The sequence below is a fragment of the Pseudodonghicola sp. genome, from assembly GCF_048268305.1.
Lineage (GTDB): Bacteria > Pseudomonadota > Alphaproteobacteria > Rhodobacterales > Rhodobacteraceae > Pseudodonghicola.
In genome coordinates this window covers 66,046-81,311 of record NZ_JBLWVT010000007.1, presented here as the reverse complement: position 1 = coordinate 81,311, position 15,266 = coordinate 66,046, and the positions used below count along the sequence as shown (strand labels likewise).

12 protein-coding genes are annotated in these 15,266 nt (G+C 65.7%); 8 read left to right on the top strand and 4 right to left on the bottom strand.

Going from position 1 to position 15,266, the window contains the following annotated elements; all coding sequences use genetic code 11:
- Positions 1–194 precede the first annotated feature (194 nt).
- Complete coding sequence (locus ACN0V4_RS14005) at positions 195–1,235, top strand: NADP-dependent oxidoreductase (protein WP_417677127.1); 1,041 nt, start codon at positions 195–197, stop codon at positions 1,233–1,235.
- Positions 1,236–1,335: 100 nt separating this feature from the next.
- Positions 1,336–1,812 (top strand): RrF2 family transcriptional regulator, encoded by a 477-nt coding sequence (locus ACN0V4_RS14000; protein ID WP_417677125.1) that lies wholly within the window; start codon positions 1,336–1,338, stop codon positions 1,810–1,812.
- Positions 1,813–1,859: 47 nt separating this feature from the next.
- Here the strand turns inward: ACN0V4_RS14000 and ACN0V4_RS13995 are convergent, their stop codons facing one another.
- Together ACN0V4_RS13995 and ACN0V4_RS13990 are read right to left on the bottom strand one after the other, a co-directional pair.
- Positions 1,860–3,635: an SLC13 family permease gene (locus ACN0V4_RS13995; protein WP_417677123.1), complete on the bottom strand. Its 1,776-nt coding sequence runs from the start codon at positions 3,633–3,635 to the stop codon at positions 1,860–1,862.
- 129 nt (positions 3,636–3,764) lie between these two features.
- Complete coding sequence (locus tag ACN0V4_RS13990) at positions 3,765–4,670, bottom strand: LysR family transcriptional regulator (protein WP_417677597.1); 906 nt, start codon at positions 4,668–4,670, stop codon at positions 3,765–3,767.
- 95 nt (positions 4,671–4,765) lie between these two features.
- Here ACN0V4_RS13990 and metF point away from each other — a divergent pair, with 95 nt between their 5' ends.
- Together metF and ACN0V4_RS13980 are read left to right on the top strand one after the other, a co-directional pair.
- Positions 4,766–5,662: a methylenetetrahydrofolate reductase [NAD(P)H] gene (gene metF / locus ACN0V4_RS13985; protein WP_417677121.1), complete on the top strand. Its 897-nt coding sequence runs from the start codon at positions 4,766–4,768 to the stop codon at positions 5,660–5,662.
- A gap of 58 nt (positions 5,663–5,720) precedes the next feature.
- Complete coding sequence (locus ACN0V4_RS13980) at positions 5,721–6,203, top strand: PaaI family thioesterase (protein WP_417677119.1); 483 nt, start codon at positions 5,721–5,723, stop codon at positions 6,201–6,203.
- A 67-nt stretch (positions 6,204–6,270) separates the two neighbouring features.
- On the opposite strand, the gene ACN0V4_RS13975 is transcribed toward ACN0V4_RS13980, so the two are convergent.
- Positions 6,271–6,405, bottom strand: coding sequence for a hypothetical protein (locus tag ACN0V4_RS13975; RefSeq protein ID WP_417677117.1), 135 nt, complete (start codon positions 6,403–6,405; stop codon positions 6,271–6,273).
- A 53-nt stretch (positions 6,406–6,458) separates the two neighbouring features.
- Between ACN0V4_RS13975 and ACN0V4_RS13970 the strand changes: the two genes are divergently transcribed.
- The 3 genes from ACN0V4_RS13970 to ACN0V4_RS13960 are packed head-to-tail and all read left to right on the top strand — an operon-like array spanning position 6,459 to position 10,971.
- Positions 6,459–7,616: a type III PLP-dependent enzyme gene (locus tag ACN0V4_RS13970; RefSeq protein WP_417677595.1), complete on the top strand. Its 1,158-nt coding sequence runs from the start codon at positions 6,459–6,461 to the stop codon at positions 7,614–7,616.
- Between the two features lie 36 nt (positions 7,617–7,652).
- On the top strand, positions 7,653–9,950 hold the full coding sequence (locus ACN0V4_RS13965; RefSeq protein WP_417677115.1) for a xanthine dehydrogenase family protein molybdopterin-binding subunit: 2,298 nt from the start codon (positions 7,653–7,655) through the stop codon (positions 9,948–9,950).
- A complete protein-coding gene (locus ACN0V4_RS13960; protein WP_417677113.1) occupies positions 9,928–10,971 on the top strand; it encodes a DUF2235 domain-containing protein in 1,044 nt (347 codons plus the stop codon). Before ACN0V4_RS13965 ends, ACN0V4_RS13960 begins: the two co-directional genes overlap by 23 nt.
- A gap of 26 nt (positions 10,972–10,997) precedes the next feature.
- On the opposite strand, the gene ACN0V4_RS13955 is transcribed toward ACN0V4_RS13960, so the two are convergent.
- Positions 10,998–11,927, bottom strand: a complete 930-nt coding sequence (locus ACN0V4_RS13955; RefSeq protein ID WP_417677111.1) for a zinc transporter ZntB — start codon at positions 11,925–11,927, stop codon at positions 10,998–11,000.
- Positions 11,928–12,170: 243 nt separating this feature from the next.
- Between ACN0V4_RS13955 and ACN0V4_RS13950 the strand changes: the two genes are divergently transcribed.
- Positions 12,171–15,263: a valine--tRNA ligase gene (locus ACN0V4_RS13950; RefSeq protein WP_417677109.1), complete on the top strand. Its 3,093-nt coding sequence runs from the start codon at positions 12,171–12,173 to the stop codon at positions 15,261–15,263.
- The last annotated feature ends 3 nt before the right edge of the window (positions 15,264–15,266 follow it).

The following is a 15,266-nucleotide window of genomic DNA, read 5'->3' as shown; positions in this document are numbered from 1 at the left end:
CATCGGATTGCGCGGAGCATCTGGGGATCAGATCGCGCGTATACGCGTGCTCGCCGGGCTTGCCAACCGCAAAACACCGCCAAACAAGGGGATCGGGTGGCCATCCTGCCGTTACGTCAGCCCCCCTGCCGCTTGCCAAGTCAGCGACTGCCCGGCACCGTGCGACAAATTTTGCGCGAAGAGGAGACGCCGCAATGACCGATCAGATGTACCGCGTGGCCCTGGCCAGCCGCCCCAGCGGCGCCCCCACGGCCGAGAACTTCCGCTATGAACCCGCCCCGATGCCGGAACCGGCTGAGGGCGAGGTGCTGGTGCGGGTCCATTACATGTCGCTCGATCCTTACATGCGCGGGCGGATGGACGACGCCAAATCCTATGCCGCCCCGGTTCCGGTCGGCGGCACCATGGAGGCCGGCGCGGTGGGCGAGGTGATCGCCTCGAACTCGCCTGCCTTCAAGCCCGGCGATTTCGCATTCGGCATGTTCGGCTGGGCGACCCATGGCTGTCTGCCGGCCAAGATGCTGCGCAAGATTGACCCGGACCAGGCACCGATCACCACATCGCTCGGCGTGCTGGGGATGCCCGGCTTCACCGGCTGGCAGGGGCTGATGGAATACGGTCGCCCCAAGGCCGGCGAAACCCTGGTGGTGGCGGCGGCGACCGGGCCGGTGGGCTCGATGGTCGGTCAAGTCGCCCGGCTGATGGGGCTCAGGACCGTGGGCATCGCCGGCGGCGCCGACAAGTGCAAGATGGCGACCGAGACCTTCGGCTTTGACGAATGTCTCGACCACCGCGCCTATGCCACCGCGAAGGAACTGCGCGCCGCCCTGTCCCAGGCCTGCCCGGACGGCATCGACATCTATTTCGAAAACGTCGGCGGCAAGGTGCTCGAGGCGGTGATCCCGCTGATGAACAATTTCGGTCGCATTCCGATCTGCGGCATGATCGCCTGGTACGATGCCGGCGCGCTTGGTGCCGGGGCCGCCGCCGAGGGGCTGACCGCCCCGGCGCTCTGGCGCAATATCCTGGTGAAGTTCCTCTCGGTGAACGGCTTCATCATCTCGAACCATTGGAACCGCTTCCCCACCTTCCTCAACGAGATCGCGCCGAAGGTCGCCAGCGGCGAGATCAAATATGTCGAGGATGTCGCCGAAGGGCTGGAGAATGCGCCCGCCACCTTCATGTCGATGCTGAAGGGTGGCAACCACGGCAAGCAGATCGTCAAGGTGATTTGATCACCTCCGGGGCGGGCGCAGGTCGCCCGCCCCCATCTGCGGCTCGCCATCGCCTGAAATCCTGCTAAAGTCGGTCGGACAAGTAGGCAGGCGAATACGGATGATCACGCAGAAGACCAAATACGCGCTCAAGGCCCTGATGGTGCTGGCCGATGAAAAGGCCCAGGATGGCGAAGCCCTGAGGATCGAGACCATCGCCGAACGATCCGGCGCGCCAAAGCGGTTCCTTGAACATATCCTGCTTGATCTCAAACGCGCCGGGCTGATCGGCAGCCGCCGCGGCCGCAACGGCGGCTATGAGCTGATCAAGGAAGCGCGCAGCGTCTCGCTGGCCGAGGTGCTGCGGCTGATCGACGGCCCGCTGGCGCCGCTGCCCTGCCTGTCGCGCAAGGCCTATCAGCGCTGTGAGGATTGTGTCGACGAAGAGACCTGTCGCATCCGCGCCGTCTTCAGCGGATTTTACTGGAGCTATCTGGTGATGATCGAATCCCTGACGCTCGCCGATCTGCAGATGGATGCCGAGCCGCTGGAACGCTTCGCCCGGCAGAGCCTGGCGCCCGAGACGCCGGAGGGCTGAGCCCCCGGCGCCGGACGTCACGATCAGGCCGGATCAGAACGGCCCGATCAGAACGGGAAGAACAGCGGCAGGATCACCACCGCCACCACCGCGAAGATCACGTTCAACGGCAGACCGACCACCAGGAAGTCGCGGAAGCGATAGCCGCCGGCGCCATAGACAAAGGTATTGGTCTGATACCCGATCGGCGTGGCGAAACTGGCCGAGGCCGCGAACATCACCGCCATGATGAAGGGCCGCGGGTCCAGCCCGAGTTGATGCGCCAGGGCGATCACGATGGGGCCGATCAGCACCGCCACGGCGTTGTTGCTGACCATTTCGGTCAGCGCCGAGGTCAGCACATAGACCACCGCCAGGATCGCCACCGGCCCCACCCCTTGCACCAGCCGCACCACCTGCTCCACGATCACCCGGGCCGCGCCGGTCTGCTCCATCCCCTGAGAGAGACCCAGCATGCCGAAGATGAGGAACAGAATGCGCCAGTCGATGGCGTCGAAGGCGTCCTCGGGGTCGATGCAACGGGTGACCATGACGACCACCGCGCCGATGATCGCAAGCCCCGCGATCGGCATCACCCCGAAGGCCGCCAACAGCATCACCCCCAGGATGGTGGCAATGGCGATCGGCGCCTTGGCCCGGCGCACCGGCCGTTCGTTCAGCGTCGACAGGTTGACGATGCCGCCGTCTTCGAGCAGCCGCCCCAGCCCCTCGGGCGGCCCCTCCAGCAGCAGCGTGTCGGCGAACTGCAGGCGCACCTCGTCGATATTGTCCGACAGGCGGGTGTCATTGCGGTGCACGGCGACCACATAGACCCCGTATTTCCGCCTGAGCTTCAGTTCGCCCAGGGCCCGGCCACGCAGGTGGGAGTTCGGGCCGACGCTGGCCTCCATCGTCACCATGGCGTCGGCGGTCACCGGCTCCACCCCCTGGTCGGAGATATCGCGGAACTCGACCTGGCCGTTTTCCTTCAACCCGAGGATTTCGCCGGTGCCGGTCTTCAGCACCAGCCGGTCGCCGGGCTCGAGCACCAGACCGACGAGGCCACGCCGCAGCGACTGTTCCCCGCGGATCACGTCCAGAACCCGCGTCTCGGCGGTGTTGAAGGGCAGATCCTCAAGCCGCTTGCCGATATAGCGCGAATCCGCAGGGATCAGCAGCCGCGCCATGAAGCGGCGCCGCCCGCCCTGCCCCAACAGCGTGGCGAGCGAGGCCCGATCGGGCAGCAGATAGCGACCGGCGAACAGCATGTAGACCATGCCCACCGCCGCAAAGATCGCCCCGGGGCCGGTCATCTCGAACATGCTGATCGCCGGCTCGCCCGCATCGCGGGCGACCCCGCTCATCAGGATGTTGGTCGAGGTGCCGACCAGCGTCAGCGTGCCACCGAAGATCGCCGAGAAGGACAGCGGGATCAGCAACCGCGATGGTGCCACGCCAACACTGGAGGCGACCGAGATCATCACCGGCGTCATCAACACCACCACCGGCGTGTTGTTCATCAGGGCAGAGGCCAGAACGGTGCCGACCATCATGATCAGGATCGCCCGCCGGTAGGACCCGCGCGCCTGCTTGCGTAGCAGATCGCCCAGAACCGCCAAGACCCCGGTCCGCTCCAGCGCAGCCGAGATGATGAACATCATCGCGATGGTGATCGGCGCGCTGGAACTGAAAACTTTCAGAAAATCCCGCGTCTCGATGATTCCCGTTGCCAGCAACACCGCGGCGGCGCCCAGTGCGGTCACTTCGGGCGGGTATATCTCTTTGAAAAAACTTAGAAAGACGGCCCCAACCAGTATCAGGACCAATATCTGCTCGAATGTCATCGGGTATCCTTTCGCGTCACACCCTCATAACCCTATATAGACGATCTTCTTTATCGTATTAAAATGAAAACCTCGCTCTCCCGACTGCCGCCATGTCGCAGTCGGGAATTTCAGCGCATCGGGACGGGATCAGAGCCCTTGCAGCCGGCGCGCCTCCTGCCGGGCCAGGGCGATCAGCTCGCGCATGAAGGGCTTGTCGCGGTCCTCGATCCGCACAGCGGCATAGAGGCTGCGCGTCAAGCCGGCCTTGGTCAGCGGCCGGGTGACGTAATCACTGCTGTATTTCACCTCGCGCACCACCCAGTCGGGCAGCACGGAAATCCCGCGGTTGGACGCGACCAGCAGCAGGATCATCGCCGTCAGTTCGACCTGTCGCACCGCCGCCGGCTCCACCTTGGAGGGGATCAGGAGCTGGCTGAAGATATCCAGCCGCGACCGGTCCACCGGATAGGTGATCAGGGTCTGATCGCGGAAATCCTCCGCCTCGATCCAGGGTTTTGCAGCCAGGGGGTGGGTGGAGGCGGCGACGAAGACCGGCGCGTAATCGAACAGCTCTATGAATTCGACCCCGGTCAGATCCTCCGGGTCGGAGGAAACGACCAGATCGACCTCTTCCTTGATCAGCGCCGGCAGGGCGTCAAAGGCCAGACCCGGGCGGATGTCGACATCGACCTCGGGCCAGTTCTTCCGGAAGGCCTCCAGCACCGGGAACAGCCATTCGAAACAGGCGTGGCATTCGATGGCGATATGCAGCCGCCCCGCCCGCCCGGTCTTCAGCGCCGAGAACTCCGCCTCCATCGCCTCGACCTGCGGCAGCACCTGCTCGGCCAGCCGCAACAGCCTGAGCCCGGCCGCCGACAGCCGCATCGGCTTGGAGCGCCGCGCGAAGAGTTCGATCCCGGCCTGATCCTCCAACCCCTTGATCTGGTGGCTCAATGCGCTTTGGGTGATGTGCAGTTGCTCGGCGGCACGGGCCAGCCCGCCGCAGTCATGAATGGCCTTGATGGTCCGCAGATGGCGGAACTCCAGATGCAAACCCACAGTTCAACTCATGTTGTTGTTGAGAATTATGAGTTTGTCTCACAAAGTGAAATATGCGACAAGGGCGGAAATCCAGAGGAAAGCCGCAGATGACCGCCGCCGAGACCGATATCAACGCCAAAGTGCCCGAAGTTTCCTTCGAATTCTTCCCGCCGCAGACGCTGGAGGCCTCTTTCCGCCTGTGGGATACCGTGCAGACCCTGGCGCCTCTGGGGCCGCGCTTTGTCTCGGTCACCTATGGCGCCGGCGGCACCACCCGCGATCTGACCCGCGAGGCGGTGGCGACGCTGCACAAATCCTCGGGCCTGAACGTGGCCGCTCATCTGACCTGCGTGAACGCCACCAAAGAGGAAACTCTGGCAATCGCCGACAGCTTCGCCAAGGCCGGGGTGAAAGAGATCGTCGCGCTGCGGGGCGACCCGCCCAAGGGCGAGGGGAAATTCACCCCCTACCCCGGCGGTTTTGCCAATTCTGTGGAACTGATCGAGGCGCTGGCCGCCACCGGCCAGTTCAGCATCCGCGTCGGCGCCTATCCCGATGTCCACCCCGAGGCGGCGAATGCCCAGGCCGATGTCGACTGGCTCAAGCGCAAGCTCGACGCCGGCGCGAACGAGGCGCTGACCCAGTTCTTCTTCGAGGCGGAAACCTTCTTCCGCTTCCGCGACGCTTGCGAAAAGGCCGGGATCGACGGGGCGAAGATCACCCCCGGCATCCTGCCGATCGAGAACTGGAAGGGCGCGCGCAATTTCGCCCGCCGCTGTGGCACCCATATCCCGCAATGGGTCGAGGATGCCTTTGACAAGGCCACCCGCGACGGGCGCGAGGATCTGCTGGCCACCGCGATGTGCACAGAACTCTGCACCGAGCTGCTGGAGGGCGGCGTCGACCGGCTGCATTTCTACACACTGAACCGGCCGGAGCTGACCCGTGACGTCTGCCACGCGCTCGGGGTCACGCCGAAGGCAGGCCTGCAGAACGTCGCGTAACGACTTGTCCCCCGACGCCGGGCTGCTAGCGTCCCGGCGTCAAGAGGAGGACGCGCGAATGACATTTGCCCAAAGTCTGGATGATCTGCTCAGCCCCGAGGAACTCTCGAAGATGTCGGGGCTCGAGTTCATGGAAGCGATGCGGGACGGCCGCCTGCCGGCACCGCCGATCTCGCAGACTCTCGGATATACCCTGCACGAGATCGAAAAGGGCCGCGTGGTGTTCCGCGGCACACCGCAATTCGCCTTCACCAACCCGCTCGGCACCGTGCATGGCGGCTGGTACGGCACGCTGCTGGACAGCTCGATGGCCTGCGCCGTGCAGACCATGGTCGACCGCGGCGCGACCTATACGACGCTGGAATACAAGATCAACATCCTGCGCTCGATCCCCTTGGGGATGGAGGTGGACTGCATCGGCATCGCCGATCACGTCGGCCGCTCGACCGGGGTGGCGCATGGGGAAATCCGCGGCGTCGCCGACGGCAAGCTCTATGCGACCGGCTCGACCACCTGCATCGTGATGCGGCTGCCGGCATAGGCCCCGGCACCGGAAACTGCCGCGGCGACCCGCACAGGGCGCCGCGCCCGCGGCCAGGACCGCCCGTTCAGGACAGCCAGCCGATCGGGATGCGCGCGTTCTCGCGCAGGAGCGCAAGCAATTTGCGGCCGGCCTGGTCAACTTGCATAATCGTTATGTCACTTTGACGAAAACCCTTGGTCGCATCGTCAGGATGACGCATGAATTCCGCCAAAGACAAGGCCAGCTTGGGAATAACACATGCGCGGTATCCCGATGAAGCAACTGGCCACGCCTTGGGCGGATCCCGAAACCTATCTGGTGCGGATGCGGCCCGACCACCCGGTGCTGTTCCTCTCTCCCGCCGTGCTGCAGGAAACCGCGCGGCGGTTCCAGGCGGGCTTTCCCGGGCTGGTCAGCTATGCCGTCAAGGCCAATGAGCGGACCGAGGTTCTGGCCAATCTCGACGCCGCGGGGCTGACCGCCTTCGATGTCGCCTCTCCCGCCGAGATGCGGGCGGTGCGCGCCGTCAACGCGGCGGCGGTGCTGCATTACAACAACCCGATCCGCAGCCCGGCAGAGGTTTCGACCGGCATCGACATCGGCGTGGCGAGCTGGGCCGTCGATCACGGCTCCGAGCTGAAAAAGCTGGGCGAGGTGCCGCGCAGCGCCGAGATGGCGGTGCGTTTCGCCCTCCCCGTAAAGGGCGCGGCCCATGGCTTTGGCGAGAAGCACGGCGCCAGCCCCGACCGCGCCGTCGATCTTCTGCGCCAGGTGGCGGCATCGGGCTGGCGTCCCGCGCTCAGCTTCCATCCCGGCACCCAATGCGAGGATCCGGCCGCCTGGGTCGCCCATATCACCGAAGCCGCCCGCATCGCCGAGGCCGCCGGCGTGCGGATCGGGCGGCTGAACGTCGGCGGCGGCTTTCCCGCCCATCGCGCCGGAGAGGCGCCCGACCTGACCGGCATCTTCGAGGCGATCGGCCGGACCACCGCCCGGGCCTTTCCCCACCACCGGCCGGACCTGGTCTGCGAACCCGGTCGCGCCATGGTGGCCGAAGCCTTCACGCTGGCCACGCGGGTGAAATCCCTGCGCCACGACGGCCACATGGTCTATCTGAATGATGGGATCTATGGCGGGCTGGTCGATCTGCGCGACATCGGCCTGCCGGGCCGGGTCCGGGTGCTCGGCCCGGCGGGCGAGCCGCGCAAGGGGGGGCGATTGCCCCGGTCGGTCTTCGGGCCGACCTGTGACAGCCTCGACCGGCTGCCCGACGGCCTGGCGCTGCCTGCCGATACCCAGCCCGGGGACTATGTGCTGTTCGAGGCGATGGGCGCCTATTCGATTGCCATGTCGACCGGCTTCAACGGCTATGGCGTGCGCAATGTCGTGACCGTGCTGGGGCTTACTGGACATTCCGGCGAGGGCGACTAGGCTGCGCCGCGAGAGCTATCAGAGCAGGGGCGCGCCATGGAAAAATTCGGGAAAAGCCAGCCGGTCACGCGGGTCGAGGATCAGCGCCTGCTGACCGGCCAGGGCCGCTATGTCGACGATATCGTGCCCGAGGGTGCGCTTTACGCCTATCTGTTGCGCTCGCCGGTGGCGCATGGGGTGATCCGCCATCTCGATGTCTCGGACGCGCGCGAGGCCGAGGGCGTGCATCTGGTTCTGACCAATGATGATCTGGAGGCCGCCGGTATCACCGCCGGCATGGCCGGGGTGCTGGTGGACAATCGCGACGGGTCGAAAGGCGCCGCTCCGCACCGCCCGGTGCTGGCCAAGGGCAAGGTCACCCATGTGGGCGAACCCATGGTGCTGATCGTGGCCGAGACGCTGACCCAGGCGCGCGACGCCTCGGAGATGATCGAATTCGAGTTCGACGATCTGCCCGCCAAGCTTGACCTCGCCCGCGGTGGCGAGACGATCCACCCGGAGGCGCCCGATAACCTGGCCTTCGACTGGGGGCTGGGAGAGGAGGCGGCGACCGAGGCCGCCTTTGCCGCCGCCGCCCATGTGGTCAGCCTCGAGGTTGGCGACAACCGGATCATCGTCAACCCGATGGAGCCGCGCGGCTGCTATGCCGAATGGGACGGCGCAAGGCTGCACCTGGCCTTCGGCGGCCAGGGTGTCTGGGGCATGAAGGGCGAACTGGCGCGACTGCTGAACCTCGACAAGGAAGCGGTGCGCGTCACCAACCCCGATGTCGGCGGCGGCTTCGGCATGAAGGCCGCGCCTTACCCTGAATATTTCGCCGTGGCCCAGGCGGCGCGGGTGCTGGGCCGGCCGGTGCGCTGGATGGCCGACCGGACCGAGGGCATGCTGTCGGACCACGGCGGCCGCGATCTGGTCTCGGTCGCCGAGCTGGCCTTTGATGCCGATCACAGGATCACCGCCTATCGGGTCAAGACCCGCTGCAATCTCGGCGCCTATAACTCCAACTTCGGGCAGGCGATCCAGACCCGGCTGTTCTCGCGCGTGCTGATGGGCGTCTACGACGTGCAGACCACCTGGCTGCAGGTGGAAGGGTATTACACCAATACCACCCAGGTGGACGCCTATCGCGGTGCCGGCCGGCCTGAGGCGATCTATGTGCTGGAACGGGTGATGGACCGCGCGGCACGCGAACTGGGGCTGGACCCCTGGGAGCTGCGGCGCAAGAACTTCATCCGCCCCGAAAGCTTCCCCTATACCTCCGCCACCGGGGAAACCTATGACGTCGGCGATTTCGACAAGGTGATGCGACGGGCAATGATCCAATCCGACGCCACCGGTTTCGCGGCGCGCCGGGCGGCGGATGCGGCGCGCGGGCTGCTGCGCGGTCAGGGCATCGGCTATTACATCGAGAGTATTCTCGGCGACCCGAGCGAAGGCGCCAAGGTCGAATTCTGCGACGACGGCAGCGTGAACCTCTATGTCGGCACCCAGTCGAACGGCCAGGGGCATGAGACGGTCTATGCCCAGTTCCTGTCCGATCAGACCGGCATCCCGGCGCATCTGATCCATGTGGTGCAGGGCGACAGCGACCGGATTGCCAAGGGCGGCGGCACCGGCGGATCGCGGTCCGTCACCACCCAGAGCACCGCGACGCTTGCCACCGTCGACACCATGATCGCGGCCTTCGTCCCCTATCTCGCCGACAAGATGGGGGTCGAGCCCGAGGCGGTGAGCTTCGATGACGAACGTTTCCGCGCCCCGGGGTCGAACCTGACGCCCACCGTTTTGGAAGCGGCGGAGATGGCGCGGACGGATGACCGCGCCGATCTGCTGACCCATGAGGCCCGCGCCACCCTGCCCGGCCGATCCTATCCCAACGGCTGCCATGTGGCCGAGGTGGTGATCGACCCCGAAACCGGCAAGGCGACCGTCGACCGCTATACCGTGGTCGATGACTTCGGCAATCTGATCAACCCGCTGCTGGCCGAAGGTCAGGTACACGGCGGCGTCGTGCAGGGGCTGGGCCAGGTCTTTGCCGAACATGTGGTCTATGACGAGGATGGCCAGCTCCTGACCGCCAGCTTCATGGACTACGCCCTGCCCCGGGCCGAGGATGTGCCGATGATCGGCTTCACCTCGGAACCGGTTCCCTCCACCGCCAACCTGATGGGAATGAAGGGCTGTGGCGAGGCCGGCACGGTCGGGTCGATGGCGGCCGCCGCCAATGCGGTGCAGGACGCGCTCTGGCCGGTCGGCGTGCGGCAGGCGGACATGCCGTTCACGCCGCTGAAACTCTGGGAGCTGATCCGCGATGGTGCTGAGGCGGCTGCGTAACAGGATCTTCGGCTGGTTCGCCCGGCCGTTTCGATCCGAACACTCCGCCGAGACCCGCCACCGCGGGCCACTGACGCATGTCATCATCCTCGACGGCACCATGTCGACGCTGGAGCCGGGGTATGAGACCCATGCCGGCATGACCTACAGGCTCTGCGCCGAGATGGGCGCGCGCGTTTCGGTCTATTACGAGGCGGGGGTGCAATGGGCCAATTGGCGCAACTCGGTCGATGTGGTGATGGGACGCGGCATCAACCGGCAGATCCGCCGCGCCTATGGCTATCTCGCCTCGCGCTATCACCCGGGCGACCGGATCTATCTGATCGGCTATTCGCGCGGCGCCTATGCGGTGCGCTCGCTCGCCGGGGTGATCGACCGGGTCGGGCTGCTGCGCGCCGATTGCGCCACCGAACGCAATATCCGCACCGCCTATCGTCACTATCAGGGCGAGGCCGGGCATGAGGCGACGCGCGCTTTCGCCCGCGCCCATTGCCATCCCGAGGTGGGGATCGAGATGGTCGGCGTCTGGGACACGGTGAAGGCGCTGGGGCTACGGCTGCCGCTTCTGTGGATGCTGACGGAGGATTCCCACGCCTTTCACAACCACCACCTCGGCGCCTCGATCCGCAACGGGTTTCATGCGCTGGCCCTCGACGAGACCCGCGAGGTCTTCGAACCGGTGATGTGGGATTGCCCGGCGGGCTGGCCCGGTCATGTCGAACAGGTCTGGTTCCGCGGCGCCCATGGCGATGTCGGCGGCCAGCTTGGCGGCTTCGAGGCGGCGCGGCCTTTGGCCAATATTTCCTTCATCTGGATGCTGGAACGGGCGGAGGCCTGCGGCCTGCCGTTGCCGGCAGGCTGGAGACTGCGGTTCTACACCGATGTCACCGCGCCCTCGGTCGGCACCTGGCGCGGCTGGGGCAAGCTGTTCCTGCTGCGCAAGCGCCGGCTGGTCGGGCGCGATCCCTCTGAGCGGCTGCATGAGAGCGTGACGGGCAGCCTGACGGAAAAGACCGCCTGACCATCTCCCGCGGGCACAACCGCGCCTTACTTGTTCAAGAGCCCCAACCGCCGGAACAGCCAGCCCAGCAGCACCCCCATCACCACCAGCAGCAGGCAGACCAGCCAGAAGGCCAGCGGCGAATGCTCTCCCGGGATGCCGCCCACGTTGATGCCGAGAAGCCCGGTCAACAGGCTCATCGGCAGGAAGATCGCCGCCACCACCGAGAGGACCAGCATCTGCCGGTTCATTGCCTCGGCGCGCAGATCGGTGATCTGATCCTGCACCACCTGCGCCCGGTCACGGATCGCGTCCAGCTCTTCCGCCAGCCGGGTGACCCGTTCGGTCGCCTCGCGCAACCGGCCTCGGTCGCGTGGAGAAAGCCAATCCAGATCCTCGATCTCCAGCGTCGACAGCGCATCGCGCTGCGGAAACATGTAGCGGCGCAGCAGGATCGACTCGCGGCGGATATCGGCCAGTTCGGCGCGTTCCTCCCGCCCCGGCCCCTCCGGAGCATCCACCGCGTCCTCGAGATTGTCGGCGCGTTCGTTCAACGCCGCCACCACCGGTTCGGCCCGGTCGGCGAGCCGGAGCGCCAGCCGCGCGATCAGATCGCCGGGCGATACCGGCCCGGCGCCACGGTCGAGAGAATCCATCAGATCATCGACCGCCTGCAGATCCCGGATCTGGGTCGAGATCACTACATGTTCCGAGACATAGAGCCGGAGCGAGATCATATCCTCGGGCTCGGCCCCCGGGGTCAGGTTGACGCCGCGCAGGTTCATCAGGGCGATATCGCCATGGACGGTGCAACGCGGCCGGGTTTCCTCGGCCAGCATTGCCTCAAGCTCCATCGGATCCATGGCCGCCGCCTGCAACCACTTGCGCCCCTCCGGCGTCCAGCCGTCGACATGCGCCCAGACGAAGCCGCTTTCCGGCACCTTGTCGGTGCAGACCTTCAGGGGATCTGGCGGCATAGACCAGGTCTTGCCCTCGCCGTCGAAGCCGTAGATCCGAATCTCAGCCGATCGTCCGGTGCCCATGCCGCGCCTGCCTCCTGTGGTCCTTCGCCCCATATTTGCCCTGCCCCGGCGGGGCTGTCACCCGCTTTCGCCTCACCTGCCCCGGGGTAAAAAGTCACTGCGCCACCTTTCCCTTGGCCCGGCCTTTCGCTAGGAGTTTGCCCTGAACCTAGAGATTTTGACGAGGGGATCCCCCGCATGGCGATGGAAAAGACCTTCAACGCGGCGGAAGCCGAAGAACGTTTGTATCGGGCCTGGGAGGAAGCCGGCTGCTTCCGCGCTGGCGCCAATGCCAGCCGGGCCGAGACCTTCTGCATCATGATCCCGCCGCCGAACGTCACCGGCAGCCTGCACATGGGGCACGCCTTCAACAACACCCTGCAGGACATCCTGACCCGCTGGCACCGGATGCGCGGGTTTGACACCCTGTGGCAACCGGGCCAGGACCACGCCGGTATCGCCACCCAGATGGTGGTGGAACGCGAGCTGGCCAAACATCAGCAGCCCAGCCGCCGCGAGATGGGCCGCGAAGCCTTCACCGCCAAGGTCTGGGAATGGAAGCAGCAGTCGGGCGGCACCATCATCAACCAGTTGAAGCGGCTCGGCGCCTCCTGCGACTGGTCCAGGAACGCTTTCACCATGTCCGGCGCGCCCGGCGCGCCTGCGGGCGAGGAAGGCAATTTCCACGATGCGGTGATCAAGGTCTTCGTCGACATGTACGGCAAGGGGCTGATCTATCGCGGCAAGCGGCTGGTGAACTGGGATCCGCATTTCGAGACCGCGATTTCCGACCTCGAGGTCGAGAATATCGAAGTCGCCGGCCACATGTGGCATTTCAAATACCCGCTCGCCGGTGGTGAGACCTATACCTATATCGAGAAGGACGAGGACGGGAACGTCATCCTTGAGGAAGAGCGCGATTATATCTCGATCGCCACGACACGGCCTGAGACCATGCTGGGCGACGGCGCGGTGGCGGTGCACCCTTCGGATGAACGCTATGCCCCGATCGTCGGCAAGCTCTGCGAAATCCCGGTGGGCCCGAAGGAGCATCGCCGGCTGATCCCAATCATCACCGACGAATACCCCGATCCGACCTTCGGCTCGGGCGCGGTGAAGATCACCGGCGCGCATGATTTCAACGACTATCAGGTCGCCAAGCGGGGCGGCATCCCGATGTACCGGCTGATGGACACCAAGGCACATCTGCGCGCCGACGGGCTGCCCTATGCCGATTGCGCCACCCGGGCGCAGGAAATCTCCAACGGCGCCGCGTTCACCGAGCTGGAAGTCGACACGCTGAACCTGGTGCCGGACGAGCTGCGCGGTCTCGAACGCTCGGAGGCGCGCAAGCGTGTGGTCGAACAGATCACCGCCGAAGGTCTGGCGGTGATGATCACCGCCGAGGATGGCGAGCTGGTGCCGCTGGTCGAGAACAAGCCGATCATGCAGCCCTTCGGCGACCGCTCCAAGGTCGTCATTGAGCCGATGCTGACCGACCAGTGGTTCGTCGATACCGCGCGCATCGTCGGCCACGCGCTCGACGCGGTGCGCGGTGGCGATATCACCATCCTGCCGGAAAGCGGCGAAAAGACCTATTATCACTGGCTGGAGAATATCGAACCCTGGTGCATCTCGCGCCAGCTCTGGTGGGGCCATCAGATCCCGGTGTGGTACGGGCTCGACCTCTCGGCGCCGGGCTTCCGCGATGACGAGGGCGACGGCGCGCTCGACGTGGTGGAGATGGGCCGACTGCTGCTGAACGGGCTGGTCCATATGGGCGACGTGCATCATTGCGCCGCCGATTTCGACGGGGTGATCGACGCCTTCCGTCAGGAGCTGGCCGATACCCCCACCCCGATCGCCGATGCCCGCATCGTCGAGGTCGCCGACAAGGCGGCGGCGGTGGAGCTGCTGGCCTCCAGTTTCGCGCAATACGAGATGGATCAGGATCCGACCAAGCTGGTCTATCCGGTCTGGCGCGATCCGGACGTTCTGGACACCTGGTTCAGCTCGGGTCTCTGGCCGATCGGCACGCTCGGCTGGCCGGAACAGACGCCGGAACTGCAACGCTATTTCCCGACCGACGTGCTGATCACCGGCCAGGATATCCTGTTCTTCTGGGTCGCCCGGATGATCATGATGCAGCTTGCCGTGGTGAACGAAATCCCGTTCAAGACGGTCTATCTGCACGGGCTGGTGCGCGACGCCAAGGGCAAGAAGATGTCCAAATCGGTCGGCAACGTGGTCGACCCGCTTGAGATCATCGACGAATACGGCGCCGATGCGCTGCGCTTTACCAATGCGGCCATGGCCTCGATCGGCGGGGTGCTGAAGCTCGATATGCAGCGGATCGCCGGCTATCGCAACTTCGGCACCAAGCTGTGGAACGCCATGCGCTTCGCCGAGATGAACGGCGTGTTCGAGGTGACGGCGAACAGCATCCCCACCCCGGCGCAGACGGTGAACAAGTGGATCATCGGCGAAACCGCCAAGGTCCGTGCCGAGGTCGACGAGGCGCTGGAGAACTTCCGCTTCAACGACGCCGCCAACGCGCTTTACGCCTTTGTCTGGGGCAAGGTCTGCGACTGGTACGTCGAATTCGCCAAGCCGCTGCTGCAGGGCGAAGACGCCGCCGTCCAGCTTGAGACCAAGACGACGATGAAATGGGTGCTGGATCAATGCCTGATCCTGCTGCACCCGATCATGCCCTTCATCACCGAAGAGCTGTGGCAGATCTCGGGCGAGCGGCAAAAGCCGCTGATCCATGGCGACTGGCCGGAGTATGCGGCGGCCGATCTGGTCGACCCGCAGGCCGATCACGAGATGAACTGGGTGATCGGGCTGATCGAGGCGGTGCGCTCTGCCCGGGCGCAGATGCATGTGCCGGTGGGTCTCTATGTCCCGATGCTGGTGACCGAGATCGACGCCCGCGGCCAGGATGCCTGGGACCGCAACGAGACGCTGATCCTGCGGCTTGCGCGGATCGAGGGTCTTACCCCGGCCTCCAGCCTGCCCAAGGGCACGGTGACGATCCCGGCCGAGGGCGCCACCTTCGGCCTGCCGCTCGCCGGCATCATCGACATCGCCGAGGAAAAATCGCGGCTGGAAAAGGCGCTGCAAAAGCTCGCCAAGGAACTCGGTGGTCTGCGCGGCCGGTTGAACAACCCGAAGTTCGCCGATTCCGCCCCCGAGGAGGTGGTCGAGGAAACCCGCGCCAACCTCGCCGCCCGCGAGGAGGAAGAGACCCGGATCACCGAGGCGCTGGCCCGTCTCGCCGAACTGGAATGATCC